Source organism: Nostoc sp. UHCC 0251 (genome assembly GCF_034932245.1).
Lineage (GTDB): Bacteria > Cyanobacteriota > Cyanobacteriia > Cyanobacteriales > Nostocaceae > Nostoc.
Map to the genome: position 1 here is coordinate 1 of NZ_JAYGHD010000084.1, position 17,448 is coordinate 17,448.

Here is a 17,448-nt window from a genome sequence, read left to right on the forward strand (position 1 = left end):
TGGGGTGGGCATCTTGCCCGCCCAGCTTATGCAGTTTAAATGTGGAACAGCTTACAAATCTTCTGAAAACACATTTTGTAGTATAAAGGTAATATAGTTAAAACTTTTATTCTTTCGTGACAAGCTTGTGCCGCCAAATTTGGCTTGATTGCACTAAAAGGAGAGTGGTGATGAAAAAAGTAGCGGTGTTTGGCAATGCTGGAGGTGGGAAATCAACTCTAAGCAAGAGATTATCTCAAATCACTGGCTTGCCACTTTACGTCTTGGACAAGATTAAATATCAATCAGGAGGCACAGAGGTTCCACATGAAGACTACAAGCACGCCCATCAACAAATTTTAGCTACTGAGCAATGGATTATTGATGGGTTTGGTTGCATGGAAACTCTCTGGCTACGACTTGACGAGGCGGATACTCTGGTTTTTGTCGATTTACCGCTATATGTGCATTTTTGGTGGGTAACTAAACGATTTATCACAGGTTACTTTAAACCGCCAGAAGGCTGGCCCTCCAATAGTCCAATCTTAAAGAGTTCACTTACTAGCTACCGCGTGCTTTGGTTATGCTACAAACATTTAACCCCAAAATATCGTGAGTATATTGAGCAGGCCAAAAGCATTAAAAATGTTTATCACATTCGCTCGACTAAACAAATTTCGCAATTTTTTGAATTAATTGATGCAAGCGAGTAACTTTATTGCTTATTTACTGCTCCCCGTCTCTATTGGATGAGATAGCTACGCCAAATTGATTGAGTATCTTTACTACCCTTTTCTGGAAGTAGCAATCGCCAGGTTTTGCCTTCTTGCTGAATTTGCAGGTAAAGGTCAAAAGCTTTTTTTGGTTGCGTCAAGCGCCGTTCTGGTAGCTTTACAATCAAGTCGTAGGTTCCCTGAACATGGAAAGCTGGTAAATTTTCAATCGTTAGGGGTTGTTCTTGGGCAATTGATAACCGCTTGATTTCAAATCCTTGAAAATCTAGATCCAACTGCTGGCTAAGTTTTTCTTGAGTTTGCTCTAGCCCAAGTGCGATCGCTTTTTGCACTAACTCGTTAGTCGGTAGCAGTCCAATACTGCCACAAGCTGTCACTAGCACCAGCAATATTCCTGTCAAAACTAACCGCACTATGTTATTCACTGCCTGATCTGCTACTTTTATCCTTATCAGTTTAACCGGATAGACTGCTGCTTTTCAGCAAGATCATTTTTATAGATACTAGTAAAGGCACGGTATAACCGTGCCTTAATTTGCAAAAAATATTATTTTGACAGGTTTTTGCTTTACAGGAAATTTAATACTGACGTAAAATTGCAGACAATGAACTATCTTTACGAAGATCCATCAAGTCTGCCAGAGAGTCGGTGCGCGTATCCAAGTGGTGCTTATGTTCTGCTGGCAGAACCGTCACCAGTTGTTTTGGTTTAGGTCGCATCGGCATCATGGGCATTAGTTGTGCTTGTGGCACAAAAACTGGCTGGTTCTTGGGAAGGCGTGGTTCCAATCTTTGGTAATGGTTCTGCGCCAAGCGTGCCTGATGACGATTAACCAGTTTTTGAACTTTTTGCGGTTGCTTTGTCCGGTTAAGCATTCGGAAAATGAGCAAAGAACCACTGCCACAGCTGAGGACGATCGCAGCCAGCATCCATAAAGGTGTAGGATTACTATTCTCAGAGGGCGCATTGATTGGTTCTTCAACTATAACCGGGATTTTTTCTGGTTCTTCTTGTGTTACCTGTCCAGCATTACCTAAGCTATACAGGGCAAAGGCACCACCTCCTAAAAACATGGCTAGACACCCAGTCAACAATAGCCAAGGATGATGTGCAACCAGATATATCAGAACGTTCGAGCTTTGTTTGAATCTCGATTTCCTGTTTGTCAGCTCTGGAGTAGCCCCTCTTAGTTGGGTTCGCTCGCGCTGTACACTCTGACTTTTTTCCATGATTACTTTCAGATTTGTACCCCTCTAGTCAATAAATTGTACTGGAGGAATTAAGCATCATGTATCCGTAACAAAAATCCAGATTTAAGTAGCTTTTTTGTAAAACAAATGCTACCAAATCTGGCTAACTTTTGCCAAAATTCTGTATTTATTCTGACTTTTTACAATAACAATTTAAAAATCAGTTCGCTTATTTTCTCCGTCAGCTAGGAGAATGCCTTTCAAGAGCAAGTTGAATTAACCGATCAACTAATTCTGGAAAAGAGACTCCACTATGGGCCCAGAGTTGGGGATACATACTAGTCGCAGTAAAGCCTGGTAACGTATTTATTTCGTTAATCAAAACTTCTTGTGTCGCTTCCACGTAGAAAAAATCTACCCTTGCTAACCCCGCAGCATCAACAGCTGCAAAAGCTTGCAAAGCCATGTCCTGAATTTTACGGGCGATCGCATCTGGAAGCGGTGCAGGGATCAGTAAATCTGCGCGGCCCTCAGTATATTTAGTTTCATAATCATAAAAATCGCTGTCATAAGTAATCTCTCCAATGACAGAGGCTTGGGGTTGATCATTACCTAATACGGCACACTCGACTTCTCTAGCTACAACACCAGCTTCTACAACCAGTCTTCGGTCATAACTAGCAGCATTATCTAAAGCAGCTTCTAATTCTTGGCGCGATCGCACTTTGGCAATACCCACTGATGAACCTAAATTAGCAGGTTTCACAAAAGCGGGATAACCTAATGCTGCCTCAATCTCATCACACAATTTCGGAAACACGCAAGAATTAGACCAAACCTGCGCTCTAGTTATTGCCTTATATTTTACCTGTGCTAGTCCCGCTTGCTCAAAGGCCATTTTCATGGCAATTTTATCCATCCCCACTGCCGAACCTAATACCCCAGAACCAACAAAGGGAACTTGCATCAAAGTGAGTAGCCCTTGAATTGTCCCGTCTTCACCGTTGGGGCCGTGGAGAATGGGAAACCAAACATCCACATCCGCAACTTGAGAGGGATATTGCCACTTGCTAAGGGTTTGAGCTTGAGGGTTGGATGTGAGATTTTCAACAGATGTTGATTGTTCAGATTCCAGTAGCGGAGTGCCGGTTTCTAAAACCTTTTGGGGTGCTTCTCCCGCTAGCCAGCGTCCATCTTTTTGGATGTAAAAAGGCAATATTTCGTACTTATTAGCATTTTCCCCGGCACTCAAGGCGTTAGCGATCGCCCGTGCTGATTTGATCGAAACTTCATGTTCTCCCGAACGACCGCCAAACAGTAACCCCACCCGCAGCTTAGTCATTTTCGGCTCCTCCACACTTCTCAAGCAGATAGCGTATCACAACCTACAAAAATTGCCATCTTTTTCTATATTATTTTATTGGCTGTTGAAACCCTGTCTAGAAAAACTCTCCTATTTGAGGAGTTAGTCAGCGATCGCCCATCTGACATAAGGGCGGGAAGCCACTACACTTTTGTAAGTGATTAAGCGATCGGGTGCATCAATTTTTCGTAAATCTACACGGAAATAAGCTTTTTTATTCTTAAATTCTACATTGTAGAAAGTATATCCCTGCTCACTAGTTTTACCTACACAAGAAGCATAATTACTGCGTAAAGTTGAAACAAATTCCACAAACTGTTTATTATTAGATGAAGGTAACTTCGTTTCATCTGCAAATTCTCTGGTATCTGCCACTACCGTATGTTCAGCACCGCCTTCATAAGGGAGAACAAACCACCACAGCCCAATTGTTTGAGGACATGTACCACTGCTAGGTTGGACATTCAGTATTACATTAGGGGCTGAAATCGCCCCTGACTGTGGCTGTGCTTGCGCTGTAGCAGCTATGGTTCCTGCCACAACTAAGGAGCATAAAAGAGTACCAAAACTTGTCAAATTTACTAAACTTTTCATAACTTGTATCTCTCCAAATTTCAGGTATCCAAATAACATCGACTTTCGTAAATTTGTAAAAGTGCCATCTTATTTGAAATAATCGTGTTGTCAGCTACAGTTATATTCCACGAAAATGGGCAAGAATATTGTTAAATAACTAGAAATGCAGCCCTACCCGTAAAAGATGCTGCCGTTTCATGAAACCCCGAATTATTGTTTGTGGCTTAGGACGTACCGGATATAAAACCTTTCGTTTGCTGAGACACCAGGGAGCCTTCGTTGTTGGTATTCATCACCAATCAATCCCTGGTGAAACAGCAGGAGATGTGATTATCGGCGATTTACAAGCAGCTGCTACCCTAACAGCAGCAGGAATTCAACAGGCACACACTATAGTCATCGCTGGATCTAAAGATGCTCTGAATTTGTCTATTATGATGCAAGCGCGGGTGCTGAATCCACAGATTCGGATTATCAACCGTTTTTATAATACAAATTTGGGAGAGCGCCTAGATCAAAGTTTGCCAGACCACTTGAGTATGAGTGTTGTAGGATTAGCAGCACCCGTTTTTACCTTTGCAGCATTGGGAAACCGAGCGATCGGACAAATCAAATTATTTCAGCAAACTTGGCCGATTCACGAAGAGTACATTGATGAAAACCACTTTTGGAGGGGCCTAAAGCTGAGTGAATTGTGGGAAGACCGATCGCGGATGCTGATCTATTATTTGCCAGTAGAAGGTGAGATGGATTTGGTGTCAGGTGTCATATCTGGACAAGAGATCAAGGTGGGCGATCGCTTAATTATTGGTACACAACCCCGCATCCGTTCCCCGCGGAGATCATTAATTAAAAAACTGCTGAAAGCCCTCACCAATTTTAGGCAGTTTCAGCAACACGGGCGATCGGTAGTGGTGGGCGCTGTTGTGTTACTCGCAGTTATTCTGATTGCTACACTCACCTACATGTCAGCTGAGTTAAGTTTATCTCCTGTTGATGCTCTATATTTTTCTGTAGGCATGATTACTGGAGCAGGTGGTAATGACAAAGTAGTAGAAAATGCTCCTAACAGTATTAAGTTATTTACCGTTGTAATGATGCTGGTTGGAGCAGTGGTAATTGGTATTTGGTATGCCATGCTCACCGATTTTGTCTTAGGAAGCCGCTTTAAGCAATTTTGGGATGCAGCCCGAATTCCCCAGCGATGTCACTACATTGTCTGTGGCTTGAGTGGTATTGGAGTGAGAATTGTCCAGCAACTCCACGCCAGCGGCCATGAAGTTGTAGTAGTTGAACCCGACTCCAACAATAAATATATCAACACCGCCCGCGAATTAGGTATCCCCGTGATTCAGGGCGATGCCAGCTTCCGCACAATACTCAAAGCTAGCAATATAGACTCTGCTGCCGCAGTGCTTGCTGTTACTAGCAATGATGCTACTAATCTGGAAATTGCCCTCAAAGCCAAGGGCCTGACACCCAGCATTCCGGTAATTGTTCATTATGCCGATCCTGATTTTGCTGGCATAGCGCAACAGCTATTTGGCTTCGAGGCCGTACTGAGTCCGGCTGAATTAGCAGCCCCAGCTTTTGCTGCTGCTGCACTAGGGGGACGCATCCTTGGCAATGGCATCACAGCGGATAGTCTTTGGGTAGCTTTTGCAACTGTGATTACACCTTCACACGTCTTTTGTGGTCAGTGGGTGAAAGATGTAGCTATGTCTGCTGACTGTGTACCTTTGTACGTAGAGACAAACCACCAAACCCTTCATGGCTGGGATTTATTAGAAACTAATCTCAGTGTTGGAGATGTTTTGTATATGACAATGCCAGCCACACGGCTATATCAGTTGTGGCGGCATGAGCAAGTTTGCGAATCACACGTTTAAATAATTCGTAATTTGTAATTAATATACTACTTTCCACTCCCCACTCCTAATACTGTTCGGTTAAGGCAACAGACGCGATGAATCGCCGTCTCTACAAAAGATTGGTTATTGTAGAGACGGCGATTTATCGCGTCTTTATGATGATTTATCGCGTCTTTATGATGATTTATCGTATCTTTGAGCGATCTAAAATTTTTATCAAAAAACCTTAGCCGAACCGTATTGTCCCTATCCCCCGTTCCCATTTATTTATTAACTATTCGTTGTTCGTATTCCTGTTCAGTAATCATATCGAGAGTGTTTTCTAGGCGATCTACAAATACGATACCGTCGAGATGATCGTACTCGTGTTGAAAAATTCGAGCGATAAAATCGGTTAATTCTTGCTTTTGTAAGTTGCCTTGACAGTCCGTGTATTCTACTTCAATAGATTTATACCGAGGAACTAATCCTCTAATTCCTGGAACACTTAAACAACCTTCCCAATCTTTGACAACTTCAGTTGAATGAGCAATGATTTTGGGATTAATCATGGCAGTCGGTTCCATTTCCGGAGCGTTGGGATACCTGGCATTAGGACGAGAAGCCACAATAAATAAACGATAAGATTGTGCTACTTGAGGCGCAGCAATCCCTACGCCGTTAGCTTTGGCAACAGTGGCGATTAAATCTTCAATTAATTTTTGGATATGCTCATCTTGAATACTCTCAACCCAAGCAGCTTTTTGGCGCAATGTTGGATTGCCTAATTGAATTATTGGCGCTAATTCAGTCATGAAAAAACTCTTTTAGGTAATGGGGAGTGGGGAGTGGGGAATGGGGAGAAATAACCAATGATAAATGACCAATGACAAATGACTAATGACCAACATCATCCTTCCCGTGTCATGGGCAAAGGAGCAGGTTGGACTCCTACTTGGACAATTTGCCCATTGCGTTCTACTTCTATTGGTAACTTAGTGCCGATTTTGCTCTTTTCTACTAGCCTTTGTACTTCTTCAATTTTAGTCACAGGCTGATTATTAATGCTTTTAATCACATCACCAACTCTTAGCCCAGCCACAGAAGCAGGCGATCGCGGCACAATCTCAACCAGCAAAACTCCCTCATCTGCTGTAAGATTTAAGCGATCGCCTGCTCTAGTTTTTATTTTTTCTTTAATTTCTGGTGTCAGTGTCACCATTTGAACACCCAAATAAGGATGATCCACCTTACCGTTAGCAATTAATTCCTGGGAAATTCTTTGCACAGTGTTAATGGGGATAGCAAATCCCAAACCTTGTGCGCCTCGGATAATCGCTGTGTTCATCGCAACTACCTGGCCACGAGCATTTAGCAGTGGACCACCAGAATTACCAGGGTTAATCGCTGCATCCGTTTGGATGTAATCAACTCGCTTGTCACTAGCACCAATGTCGCTACCAGAACGACCTGTAGCACTAATAATCCCAGAAGTAACAGTATTATTCAAACCTAACGGGTTGCCAATGGCGATTACTGCTTCTCCTGGTTGTAAAGCATCGGAATTCCCGACAGATAGAGTTGGCAGATTATTAGCGTCAATTTTAATCACAGCCACATCTGTAACCGGATCTTCACCCAGTACTTTCCCGTCAAAAGTTCGGCCATCTTTGAGTGTGACGGTTACTCTATCAGCGCCATCTACCACATGGGAATTGGTCAAAATTTGACCTGAAGAACTGATGATAAATCCAGAACCGCTACCCCGCTCTACCCTTTGTCTAGGCTGTGGCACTGCATCTCCAAAAAACCGCCGGAAAAATGGATCGTTAAATTCGTCTGGTACGCGAGAAGTAATTGTTCGGGAAGAATCAATGCGAACTACCGCAGGCCCCACCTGTTGCACTACCTTCACCACAAAATTAGAATCTTCAGACGAAGAAAAAATCGGCGGCGGGACAATTACCGGATTGGGTTCTGTTGTGTTTTGGGCTGGAATATCGCTTTGCCGATTCTCAAAGGTCTTAGCAGGTAGAAGAGAGCAGCTCCCCAGAAACACCACTGCTAACCCAGATGAGAGCATCGACAACCTATAACGTAAACCCCTTCCGAAGAGGCAGGGGGAAGGAGGCACTTCGCTTGAGGAAATGACCCCATCCCCCTTGCTCCCTGCACCCTGCTCCCTTGCCTCTTTTTCAATCTTTTTGGGCGCTAAGTGATGGTTTTTTGTCTTCATGTGTCGTTGCTTCTCCGTATCAGTCAGTGGATGTTAGGATGTTGCCTACTGGGTATGTCCCAAAATGATTACAAGTTAAAAGCTTATTCTAGGTCTAGCGTGTCTGGATGCTAAATTGGTGCTTTCTCTTCTATTGTGACAATTAGCAGCAAAGGTGGTGGATAATGGAAATTACCATAGAAAGTCTGTGGAGTCAGGTACTAGAGCGCCTACAGCTTGAACTATCAAGGCCTACCTTTGAAACTTGGATCAAAACTGCTAGTGCAGAGCGATTGGAAAATAATTGCTTGGTTATCCGTACTCCTAACCCATTTGCTCGTAATTGGTTACAGAAGTATTACATCAATACCATTGCTCATGTAGTACAAGATATTCTGGGTCATCCCGTAGGAATTTACATTACCGTTGCTCAAGGTGATGAAGTTTCTCATTTTAGTGAACGAGAGGTTTCTTGGGAATCACCAAATCCTAGCAGTATTTCTGAACCTGTTCCTAATCACAATCATAAAACTACTGAATTAAATTCTAAATATGTCTTTTCACGATTTGTAGTTGGTGCTAATAATCGAATGGCTCACGCTGCTTCTTTGGCAGTTGCGGAATCTCCAGGTAGAGAGTTTAATCCTTTATTTTTATGCGGTGGCGTAGGTTTAGGTAAAACTCATCTGATGCAAGCTATTGGTCATTATCGCTATGCAATTTCTCCTAATTGTAAAATATTTTATGTCTCGACTGAGCAGTTTACTAATGATTTAATTACAGCGATTCGTAAGGATAGTATGCAAAGTTTTCGTGAGCATTACCGAGCTGCTGATGTTTTATTAGTTGATGATATTCAGTTTCTTGAAGGGAAGGAATACACCCAAGAAGAATTTTTTTATACTTTCAATACTTTACATGAGGCTGGTAAACAAGTTGTCATTGCTTCGGATCGCCCTCCTAACCAGATTCCTAGCTTGCAAGAACGGCTTTGTTCTCGGTTTTCTATGGGGTTAATAGCAGATATCCAAAAGCCGGATTTAGAAACGAGAATGGCAATTTTGCAAAAAAAAGCCGAGGATGAAAATATTCAGCTTCCCCGCGATGTGATTGAGTATATTGCTTCTAACTATACTTCTAATATTCGGGAATTAGAAGGAGCTTTGATTAGGGCGGTGGCTTATATTTCCATTTGGGGTTTACCGATGACGGTGGAAAATATCACACCAGTTTTAGAACCGCCTAACGAAAAAATGACAGCTACCCCAGAAGCAATTTTAACGGTTGTGGCGACTAATTTTGATGTTTCAATAGAAGACCTTAAAGGTAACTCACGACGAAGAGAGATTAGCTGGGCGCGTCAAATAGGAATGTATCTCATGCGCCAACACACATCTCTGAGTTTGCCGAGAATTGGAGAGGAGTTTGGAGGTAAAGACCATACAACGGTGATGTACAGTTGCGACAAAATTACCCAACTTCACCAGAGCGATCGCACTTTAGCACAAACACTACGCCAACTGAGCGATCGCATCAATATGACTAGCCGTTCCCAAAAACCATCGTGAAGATTTATTTTAAGTTTTCCACAACCAGTACTCTGATAATCAGCCTTGACGGTTGAATAATTAGTCAAAAATATTAAGTAAGGTATAAAAATTGATTAAATTTAACTTAAATTATGGAAATAATCTTACTTTTTGGGGATAAATCTCTGAAAAACTTAAGATTTCGCCGATAAAACTTTAATAAGTATAATTACCTTGTGGAAAAGTAAATGAGTTTTTCCACAAGTTTTCCACAGATTTAATTAGTTTAAATACCAATCTCTCTCTAAAAGTTTTTGCGACAACACCAATTTTACTGTTATTGATGCAAGTGACGATATAGCATTTTAAATGGATAAATAGAGCGTACACTATCGAGTGGGCGGACATCGAAAGGTAAATTAATAGTAAAAGTGCTACCTTTACCGAATTCACTTTGTACATCTATGCTACCGTGGTGTGCCAAAACAATTGCTTGGGCGATCGCTAATCCTAATCCAGAACCGCCAGTGCTACGGGAGCGATCGCTATTTACTCGATAGAAGCGGTCAAAAATTCGCGTTAACTCTTGTTGGGGAATACCAATGCCTGTATCTTGCACCTGAATCACGGCATAATGATCGCCGCGATCTACGGAAACCGTTACCTTTCCTCCTGATGGGGTGTATTGAATTGCATTGACAATTAAATTAGAAAACAAGCGATAAAGCTGATCTTCATTGCCGACAATATTTAAAGGATTTGAAACCCGGGTTGAAGATGTTAGTGTAATATCGGCTGCGATCGCTAAGGCTGCAAATTCCTCTATTAAGTCATTGATAATATCATCCAAGCAACAAATGTCTCGTTGCATTGGCACAGATTGACGATCCAGGCGAGTTAGCAGCAGTAAATCTGTAACCAGAGTTGTGAGTCGCTGATTCTGACGCTGTAGGGTTTGTAGAATGTCTCGCGCTTCTGTTTCATCTAATTGAGGCATCATCAGCGCGGATTCTACTGTCGCTTGTGTTGCTGCTAGAGGTGTCCGCAATTCGTGTGCGGCATCTGCTGTAAATTGTTGGACTTGTTTATATGAGCGATAAATCGGCTGCATTGCCAATCCTGCTAACCACCAACTTGCAACGCCAACCAAACCCATTACGATTGGTAATCCCAATGCTAAAGTGAGTTTTACCGCAGTGAGATAACTATTAAAATCCGCAAGGCTTCGCCCTACTTGGATGTAACCCCAATCGAGATTTTCTTGGGTGTGCAGCACAAAAGAAATTTGATGATAAGAGTTGCCTTTGCTGTCTTTAAGGGTTTGCCAAAGTTCTTTGTTAAAGACGATAGGTAATTCGTCTGGATAAGTTCCTGCGATCGCAATTAGGCTTCCTGAATTATCGAAAAAACGGACATAGTAATTGCTTTGATTAATCGCGCTTAAAATATGGCGTTTGGAAATTAATTGTTCTTGAATACAACTTTTATCAACTACACAAATATTAGGTAAAAGTTGCTGTATTACTGGTTCTAATTGACCAGGTTTTTGTAATTTTAATTCAATAGTATCGTGCAATGTTCCCGCGACAGACTCCAGTTCTCGGTCTAATGTCATCCAATGGGCATGAGAAATTGCTCTGTAGATGCCGAATCCGCACAAGCTTAAAATCAAAGCCATGACAAGCGCATACCACAGCGCTAAACGTAGGCGGGTTTGCTGAAAGAGTTTATTCTGATTCATAAAAATATATCGTTAGCAGCCATGCAGTTTGACCGTGTGCACGAAAACAGCCCAGTGCGATCGCAAAGTGTAGGAAGTATCAAAATTTATTATGTGGCTTTTAATTCTCAGCATAATCTTTATATTCGATCATTTTATGATTGCCATTGTCTCTGTCTCAATTATCAGCTTATATAAATTTAGGAATTCAATTAATATCTAGTATTAATCCGGGTGTTGACAATCTTTGATGATGTTATATATGTTCTGGATATTCATTATGCAAACAGGAAATCAGAATGACAGAATATTGTACCGTGTTAGGCTGCAACCAGTTAGTTTCCAAGCCAGGTTATCAACTGTGTTACAAGCATTGGAAAGCAAATAACTTAAAAGTAAACAACTCATTAATTTCTAAATCTGTTTCTAAACCTAATTCTCATACTCCCTCATCTACCTCTACATTGCTATCAGCTACCAAAATCAGTGAGCGGCTTGGTTTGTCTAGGAATTCTATTAATCCTATCCTTTCTGAACTCGGATTATTAGATAAAGTTCAGAATGGTTGGTTAGCTACACGTTTAGGGCTTAGTTTTGGAGCAGTTCAAAAGTATGATGAAAAAGATAACAAGCCTTATGTTGTTTGGACGGAAGAAATATTTAATAATCAAATATTCATGAATACATTTCGCAAAGGAAGCGAACACAATGCTGAACCTCACTCAAGTACTGATAGCGGTAAGTTAGACTTTCGTAAGAAGTTTCATGCCGGCAATTATCGCGCAACAGATGGACATTGGGTTCGTTCCAAAGCTGAGTTATCAATCGATAACTGGTTATACATGGCTGGTTTAGTTCATGCCTATGAACGAAAGCTTCCTGTTGAAGAAGAAGTTTACTGTGATTTCTATATTCCTTTAAGTAGAGTTTACATTGAGTATTGGGGCTATGAAGATGAGCCAGAATATCTAACACGTAAGAAAGAAAAACAGCATATTTATCAAAAATATGAGTTTAATTTGATTGAACTTACTGATGAACACATTAAAAATCTTGACGATCACTTACCCAAAATGCTTAGAGGTTTTGGTATTGTTGTGAACTAGAAGCTTAGTATGGTGCCGTAAGATTTAGACGATATCCCGTACCGTGCAAAGTTTCAATTATGTTTTCGCAACCACTATTAGCTAGTTTGCGACGCAGCAACCGCATTTGAGCAGCTACTACATTACTAACTGGTTCTGCACTTACTTCCCAAAGCTGATTACGAATTTGTTCTGTAGTAACAATTTGGTTTGGGTGCTTCATAAAATATTCTAGTAACTGGAATTCTTTATTTGTTAGGGGAATCTCTTGTTTATTTCCCCCAGCATTCTGACTAACAACTAAATTATTGCCGTAATCTAAAGTTAGATTGCCAACAGTTAATTCCTGGGGCTGAAATTGGGGCGATCGCCTCTGCAATGCTCGCAATCTTGCTAATAATTCTGCCATCCCAAATGGCTTTACTAAATAGTCATCTGCGCCAGCATCTAACCCTGCAACTTTATCTTCCATGCTGTCTTTGGCTGTGAGCATTAATACAGGCAGAGGATTTTTGTGGGAGCGTAGTTGTTTGCACAATTCTAATCCTGATATTCCTGGTAACATCCAATCGAAAATAGCTAGTGTATATTGTGTCCAGCTATTTTCTAAATATGCCCATGCATCTGTACCATCCAGTACCCAATCGACTAAATACTTGTGTTGGGTAAGAGTTCGCTTAATAGCGCCACCTAAATCTTCTTCATCCTCTACTAATAGCACTCGCATAAATTTCACTTGTCATACTAATTCGTAATTCGTAATTTGTAATTTGTAATTCAGTCGGCGCTAATATTTTAACCTATGTTAATAAATTTCAATGTAGGGTGTGTTGTCTCGCAGTGCAACGCACCTTGAATTGTTGACGGTGCGTTAGCCTACGGCATAACGCACCCTACGAGTTAGCGATTAAAATTAAAACGTCCGTCTACTTTTTTACCTTGAATATCTGCATTAACTTTCACCTGATACTGACCATTAATTTTTTCTTTTAATAAACCTGCGTAATGTTTACCTTTTACATCATAAGTAAAAGGAACTGTCTTTTGTGTTCCATCAGGTAACTGAATTTGAGCCGTAACTTTGGCATTAGGTATTGCCTCGTGATTGTCTCCTCTTTGCAAATAGAAATCTAGATGAGTGCCATTAGTCTCTTTAACTGGGACAAATTCTAAATGGTAAGCTCCTGTCTCTACAGTTTGTCCTCCATGAGATTTGCCATGTTGCCCCTCTGTTTTAGGAATGGGTGAAGCTGAAGGCTGAGTATTTGGGCTAGTAACAGCTGCTTGATTATTGTTACTACAAGCTCCCAATAAAAGTAGTCCTGCACTTGCAATAATAATCAAACTAGATTTGATTGATTTCATCAGTTTACTCCTGAAAATTATTGATAATTGAGACAAGATTTTTAATTTTTAGAATTGGCTACCAGTCAAATGCTGCTCCAATAGTGCTGCTATTCTCTCCATCTGATAGAGTTTGTTTAGGCATCAATAATTTCCCAAACTGGGCATACAATGCGGGTAATACTAATAATGTTAAAGCTGTAGAAGTAAATAAGCCTCCTAACACTACTATGGCAAGTGGTTGCAATATTTCTTTCCCTGCACCTGTGCCAATTACTAAAGGGATCATTCCTAAAGCTGAAGTTAAAGCCGTCATTAAAATGGCAACTAAGCGCTCCATTGAACCTTCAACAATAACTTTTTTTAAAGGCATTCCCTGTGCCAATTTGTTGTTGTAGTTGTCTACTAGCAGCAATCCGTTGCGGGTAGCTACGCCAAATAGGGTAATAAATCCTACTAAGGAAGCGACAGAGATAATCCCACCTCCCAAAGCAATGGAAAATATACCTCCTACCAACGCCAGAGGTAGGTTAATCATAATCATCAACATGGCAGCAACAGATTTAACTGCGAAATACATTAAGACTGCAATGACGACAATTGCCAGTCCTCCAAACACCACCAAGTTTTGAGTAGCTCGTTGCTCTGATTCAAACTGACCGCCGTATTGGATAAAGTAGCCTGTGGGTAATTGGATTGCTTGACTAACTTTAGTTTGAATTTCTTCTACCGCCGAGCCTAAATCTCGACCTGAAACATTAGCAGAAACAACAATCAAGCGTGAGACATTTTCCCGGTTAATTGTATTGGAGCCAGTTCCATAATCAATGCTGGCGAGTTGCGCTAAAGGAATTTTTTGCCCTGTGGGGGTATCTACTAGTAAGTTGCGGATTACATCTAAGTTATTGCGTGATTCTGGTTGCAACCAAACTACAAGGTCAAATAATTGTTGCCCTTCGAGTACCTGAGAGACAACTCGCCCATTGAGTGCAGTTTCTAGCATTTCAGTGAGTTGACCTACAGTTAAGCCATAACGCGCTGCGGCTTCCCGGTTAAATTGAATTTGCACCTGTCTAATGGGGACTTGGGGTTCGAGTTGTAAGTCCACAATTCCTGAAATACCTGTCATTGCAGATTGAACTTCAGAGCCAATGTGGCGCAACTCTGCTAAATCAGGGCCAAATATTTTAACTGCGATCGCACTTCTTACCCCTGATAATACCTCATCCATGCGGTGTGAGATAAATCCGCCAATATTAGAAGCGACTCCAGGTATCTTACCAAACTCCTGCCGCAACTTTTCAATACTCCCTTGCCGATCTTTTAATCCTTCTGCACTCAATTCCACATCTAAATGTCCCAAATTCACTCCCCCAGCATCCGCATCACCAGCCGCGCGTCCGGCTCGTAATTGCACCGTCTTAAATCGCTTGTCATCTTTAAGCGCATCTTCCAACGCAAATCCGACTTGGTTTGTCGCCTCCAGCGAACTCCCTGGATAAAGCAAAACTGTGTTCACTAAGGATGGTTCTTGAAACTCTGGCAAAAATACCCTTCCCAAACTCGGTAAAATTACCAAAGAAGCTACTAAGGATGCACCCGCCACTACCAAAATAATTGTCGGGAAACGGATAGAAAAATTTACCAGAGGTCGATAAATTCGTTGTGATAAAGCACTTATCCAAGTATCATCGGCTGGTAATTGTCGATTTGCTAGCAAAATCGCACAAAGTGCCGGAGATAAAGTCATTGCCACTAAGGTAGAAGCAAAAATTGATACTAGATAAGCAACACCCATTGGCGCAAATATCCGACCTTCCACACCTGTAAGAGTGAAAATTGGGGCAAAGACAACGCCAATAATTATCGTTGAGAAAATAACACTGACTCTAACTTCTACAGAAGTATCATAAACAACTTTAAAGGGATGTACCGGATTGCTTGCTACTTGGTTCTTGCGTAGACCCCGGTAACAGTTTTCCATATCTACAATTGAGTCATCCACGACTGAACCAATAGCAACAGCCAATCCTCCCAGTGTCATCGTGTTGATACCTTGGCCAAATAAGCCCAGAATCATCATGCCAATCAGGACTGATAAGGGAATGGCGCTGAGAGTAATAATCGCGGTGCGCCAGTTCATCAAAAACATCAACAAGATGATGGAAACGATGATAATGCCATCGCGCAGAGAACTGGTAACGTTTTCAATCGCAGCCTCGATAAAGTTTTCTTGGCGGAAAGTTTCTGTGACTTTGACATCTTTGGGTAAGCCAGCTTTAATTTCTGCGATCGCCTTTTCAACTGCTCTCGTAACTGTGGGAGTATCATTTTGTGGCTGCTTGTTGACCATCACTACAATTGCTGGTTGACCATTCAAACTGCCATCGCCACGTTTTAAGCCGGCTCCAATCCTGACATCTGCCACATCTTGCAACAGTATAGGGGTTCCATTCCGTGCAGTTATTGCAGATTTACCCAATTGCTCAATTGACTCGATGCGCCCTAAGCCACGAATAATTAACTCTTGGTCTGGATTGACCAAAAATCCACCCGCAGCATTGACGTTAGCTCCTCTAGCCGCAGATGTGACTTCATCTAAGGTGACATTGAAGGCTTTTAATTTCGCTGGATTCACCAATATCTGATACTGACGAACATCACCACTATAAACAATTACTTGAGAAATCCCGGGTACAGCTAGCAATCTATTAGTAACATCCCGGTCAATTAAGCGCCGTACTTCCATCAATGGTGTTGTTTCAGCAGTGAAGGCGTACTGTAGAACTGTGCCAATGGGGGAAGAGATGGGCGAAATTTGGGGATTTTCTACGCCCTCTGGTAATTTTTGTAATACCTGCTGTAATCGTTCTGTTACTAGTTGACGGGCTTGATAAACATCAGTCCCCCATTTAAAGATGACTTTGACAACGGAAATACTGACAGCAGAGGAAGAACGTACTGTTTCTACCCCTGGTGTACCATTCACCGCGCTTTCAATTGGTAAGGTAATTAGTGTTTCAACTTCTTCTGGTGCTAGTCCTGGGGCTTCGGTTTGAATTTCAACTTGGGGCGGGGCGAAGTCAGGGAATACATCTAGGGGCATTTGGGTGAGGTTATATGTACCCCAAATTGTGACTACTATTGCGAGTAGTACGACTATCCAGCGTTGGATGATTGACCACTTGAGGATGGCATTGAGCATATTTTAAACGCAAAGGGACGCAAAGGGAAACGCAGAGGTACGCGGAGGTTTATTGAGGGGGGGCTGAGGATTGGGAGTTGTGATTGATTATCGGTGTTTCTGGTTTTAGGCGGGATTGAGTGCGGCGGTTAGCCCAGTAAGTACCGCCGATAAAGCCTACAATGCCTAGTGCTGTTCCTCCCCCAAGCCCAACCCACCAAGGAAGTGAAGAATTAGCAGTTACTTCTTTCTCCCCTGCCCCCTGCTCCTCTGCTCCCCTGCTCCCCTGCTCCCCTGCTTTCCCCCCGCCTCGCAGAGATTGGGCGTAAAGTTGCGGTGCGCGTTGGGTGACAATCATATCTCCCTCAAATAAACCTGTTTTGACCTCAACCATGTCCCCAGAGGTTTGACCTAAGCTAACTTCAACTGGTTGATAAGCATTGCCATTTTGGATGTAGACAACTTTTTTATTATTAGCTTCTACCACAGCCGCACTGGGAATTGCCAAGATAGCTGAGGAGGTTTGGTTTGTCAAAACTTCCAAGTCTGCAAACATTCCTGGTTTGAGTACACCACCAAGGTTATTTATTTCGGCTTTTACAGGTACAACCTGCGTCTCGCCTGTTAAGCTAATCGGCATTTAAGCTGCATAATATAAATGCAGAGTCGGTTGAAAAT

15 protein-coding genes and 1 pseudogene are annotated in these 17,448 nt (G+C 41.9%); 5 read left to right on the forward strand and 11 right to left on the reverse strand.

Features of this window, described 5'->3' with window-relative positions:
* Positions 1 to 170: 170 nt before the first annotated feature.
* On the forward strand, positions 171 to 692 hold the full coding sequence (locus tag VB740_RS12060; protein WP_323200239.1) for an adenylate kinase: 522 nt from the start codon (positions 171 to 173) through the stop codon (positions 690 to 692).
* Positions 693 to 721: 29 nt separating this feature from the next.
* Here VB740_RS12060 and VB740_RS12065 read toward each other — a convergent pair whose 3' ends face one another.
* From VB740_RS12065 to VB740_RS12080, 4 genes are all read right to left on the reverse strand, one after another.
* A complete protein-coding gene (locus tag VB740_RS12065) occupies positions 722 to 1,129 on the reverse strand; it encodes a hypothetical protein (RefSeq protein ID WP_323200252.1) in 408 nt (135 codons plus the stop codon).
* A gap of 163 nt (positions 1,130 to 1,292) precedes the next feature.
* Positions 1,293 to 1,943, reverse strand: a complete 651-nt coding sequence (locus tag VB740_RS12070) for a hypothetical protein (RefSeq protein WP_323200240.1) — start codon at positions 1,941 to 1,943, stop codon at positions 1,293 to 1,295.
* Positions 1,944 to 2,145: 202 nt separating this feature from the next.
* The gene (locus tag VB740_RS12075; RefSeq protein WP_323200241.1) at positions 2,146 to 3,246 is read right to left on the reverse strand and encodes a D-alanine--D-alanine ligase family protein; all 1,101 of its coding nucleotides are present in this window, start codon (positions 3,244 to 3,246) and stop codon (positions 2,146 to 2,148) included.
* A 123-nt stretch (positions 3,247 to 3,369) separates the two neighbouring features.
* Positions 3,370 to 3,861, reverse strand: a complete 492-nt coding sequence (locus VB740_RS12080) for a hypothetical protein (protein ID WP_323200242.1) — start codon at positions 3,859 to 3,861, stop codon at positions 3,370 to 3,372.
* Positions 3,862 to 4,040: 179 nt separating this feature from the next.
* Between VB740_RS12080 and VB740_RS12085 the strand changes: the two genes are divergently transcribed.
* On the forward strand, positions 4,041 to 5,732 hold the full coding sequence (locus VB740_RS12085; protein ID WP_323200243.1) for an NAD-binding protein: 1,692 nt from the start codon (positions 4,041 to 4,043) through the stop codon (positions 5,730 to 5,732).
* Positions 5,733 to 5,809: 77 nt separating this feature from the next.
* Positions 5,810 to 5,944, forward strand: a complete 135-nt coding sequence (locus VB740_RS12090; RefSeq protein WP_323200244.1) for a hypothetical protein — start codon at positions 5,810 to 5,812, stop codon at positions 5,942 to 5,944.
* A gap of 33 nt (positions 5,945 to 5,977) precedes the next feature.
* Here the strand turns inward: VB740_RS12090 and def are convergent, their stop codons facing one another.
* The gene (gene def, locus VB740_RS12095; RefSeq protein ID WP_323200245.1) at positions 5,978 to 6,508 is read right to left on the reverse strand and encodes a peptide deformylase; all 531 of its coding nucleotides are present in this window, start codon (positions 6,506 to 6,508) and stop codon (positions 5,978 to 5,980) included.
* Between the two features lie 95 nt (positions 6,509 to 6,603).
* Positions 6,604 to 7,776, reverse strand: coding sequence for an HhoA/HhoB/HtrA family serine endopeptidase (locus VB740_RS12100; protein WP_323200253.1), 1,173 nt, complete (start codon positions 7,774 to 7,776; stop codon positions 6,604 to 6,606).
* Between the two features lie 317 nt (positions 7,777 to 8,093).
* Between VB740_RS12100 and dnaA the strand changes: the two genes are divergently transcribed.
* Entirely contained in the window at positions 8,094 to 9,476 is a 1,383-nt protein-coding gene (gene dnaA / locus VB740_RS12105; RefSeq protein ID WP_323200246.1) for a chromosomal replication initiator protein DnaA, read from the forward strand.
* A 298-nt stretch (positions 9,477 to 9,774) separates the two neighbouring features.
* On the opposite strand, the gene rppB is transcribed toward dnaA, so the two are convergent.
* Positions 9,775 to 11,178: a two-component system sensor histidine kinase RppB gene (rppB, locus tag VB740_RS12110; RefSeq protein WP_323200247.1), complete on the reverse strand. Its 1,404-nt coding sequence runs from the start codon at positions 11,176 to 11,178 to the stop codon at positions 9,775 to 9,777.
* Positions 11,179 to 11,456: 278 nt separating this feature from the next.
* Between rppB and VB740_RS12115 the strand changes: the two genes are divergently transcribed.
* Entirely contained in the window at positions 11,457 to 12,263 is an 807-nt protein-coding gene (locus tag VB740_RS12115; protein WP_323200248.1) for a hypothetical protein, read from the forward strand.
* Positions 12,264 to 12,267: 4 nt separating this feature from the next.
* Here the strand turns inward: VB740_RS12115 and rppA are convergent, their stop codons facing one another.
* From rppA to VB740_RS12135, 4 genes and pseudogenes are all read right to left on the reverse strand, one after another.
* Positions 12,268 to 12,969, reverse strand: a complete 702-nt coding sequence (rppA, locus tag VB740_RS12120; RefSeq protein ID WP_323200254.1) for a two-component system response regulator RppA — start codon at positions 12,967 to 12,969, stop codon at positions 12,268 to 12,270.
* Positions 12,970 to 13,142: 173 nt separating this feature from the next.
* Positions 13,143 to 13,607 (reverse strand): hypothetical protein, encoded by a 465-nt coding sequence (locus VB740_RS12125; protein WP_323200249.1) that lies wholly within the window; start codon positions 13,605 to 13,607, stop codon positions 13,143 to 13,145.
* Positions 13,608 to 13,665: 58 nt separating this feature from the next.
* Positions 13,666 to 16,791, reverse strand: coding sequence for an efflux RND transporter permease subunit (locus VB740_RS12130; RefSeq protein ID WP_323200250.1), 3,126 nt, complete (start codon positions 16,789 to 16,791; stop codon positions 13,666 to 13,668).
* A gap of 49 nt (positions 16,792 to 16,840) precedes the next feature.
* Positions 16,841 to 17,392, reverse strand: a pseudogene (locus VB740_RS12135) (efflux RND transporter periplasmic adaptor subunit); the annotation flags it as partial.
* Positions 17,393 to 17,448 lie beyond the last annotated feature (56 nt).